At 45.3% G+C, this 1,427-nt stretch carries 2 protein-coding genes; both read left to right on the forward strand.

What is annotated here, in order from left to right:
- The first annotated feature begins 104 nt into the window (after positions 1–104).
- Positions 105–656: an NUDIX hydrolase gene (locus F6K38_RS44740; protein WP_287360750.1), complete on the forward strand. Its 552-nt coding sequence runs from the start codon at positions 105–107 to the stop codon at positions 654–656.
- A partial coding sequence (locus F6K38_RS44745) for a deoxyribodipyrimidine photo-lyase (protein ID WP_287360752.1) occupies positions 649–1,427 on the forward strand: 779 nt, incomplete at its 3' end. The genes F6K38_RS44740 and F6K38_RS44745, both read left to right, overlap by 8 nt.

Genomic DNA, 1,427 nt, shown 5'->3' on the forward strand with positions numbered 1-1,427 from the left:
CTGACCGCTGACCCTTATCAGCTATCAGCCTTTGGCTGACCGCTGACCGCTGACCGCTGACCGCTGACCGCTGAATGCTTAATCCTTAATCTTTCATACTTCTTATGCTACCTGGTCAAGAACCCCCAGAACTCCTGAAAAAACACCTATTTTTCCAAGGAAGACGATTTAGCTTTGAGGTGAATTCTCTACGTCTTCCTAATCAATCAGAAGGGCAATGGGAATGTATCCGTCACCCTGGTGGTTCCTTGGCGGTACCGGTAACACCTGATGGTAAACTGGTACTAGTACGGCAATATCGCTTTGCTGTTAGTGGGCGTCTTTTGGAATTCCCTGCTGGTACGGTAGAATCCCATGAAAACCCAGCTGAAACTATTAAACGGGAGATAGAAGAAGAAACTGGCTATCGCGCTCATAGCTGGAAATCTTTGGGTAAATTTCCCCTTGCTCCTGGCTATTCTGATGAGTATATTTATGCGTTTCTGGCGGAGGATTTGGAGAAATTGGAAGCCCCTCCTAAGCAAGATGATGATGAGGATATAGAAGTGGTTTTAATGACACCGAAAGAGTTAGAACAAGCTATCTTGGACGGTGAGCCAGTGGATGCTAAATCTATTTCCAGCTTTTTTATGGCTCGCCCGTTCTTGAATGACTAACCTGATTCTATTCTGGCATCGTCGTGATTTACGGATTTCTGACAATGTGGGACTAGCTGCTGCTTTTGAGCTAAGTCCCAAGCTTGTTGGTGTTTTCTGCCTTGACCCTACTATTCTAGAGCGGGATGATATTGCCCCAGCAAGAGTAACTTATATGATTGGCTGCTTACAACAATTGCAGCAAAGTTACAGGCAAGCTGGTAGTCAACTATTAATATTACATCAAGACCCTAGGCAAGGAATTCCTAATTTAGCTGCTGCTCTGGAGGCTAAAGCTGTTTGTTGGAATTGGGATGTGGAACCTTATTCTAAGGAACGGGATCAAGCTGTAGCAGCAGGGTTGAAGGAAAAGGGTATTGCTGTCTATAACTATTGGGATCAGTTATTACACGCACCAGGAGAAATTTTCACTAAGTCTGGCAATCCCTATACTGTCTACACTCCTTTCTGGAAAAATTGGCAAGGTCAATCTAAGGCACAACCTGTAGCAACTTTGAGTAGGGTTGAATCCTTGACGGAAATAGAACAAGACCATGCCTTGGCAGGAGGGGTGACTGATTTACCTAGTGCTATAGATTTGGGGTATGTCTGGGACAATGAACTGTTAGTGCCACCAGGGGAAAAGGTAGCCCAAGAGATTCTGCAGGAATTTTGCGATCGCACTATTGGGGATTATCACGAACAACGTAATTTCCCAGGGGTGGATGGTACCTCGAAACTTAGTGCTGCTCTCAAGTTTGGTGTGATTGGGATTCGCAGGGTTTGGCAGGC

Origin of the sequence: Moorena sp. SIO3B2, from assembly GCF_010692525.1 — a bacterium.
Lineage (GTDB): Bacteria > Cyanobacteriota > Cyanobacteriia > Cyanobacteriales > Coleofasciculaceae > Moorena > Moorena producens.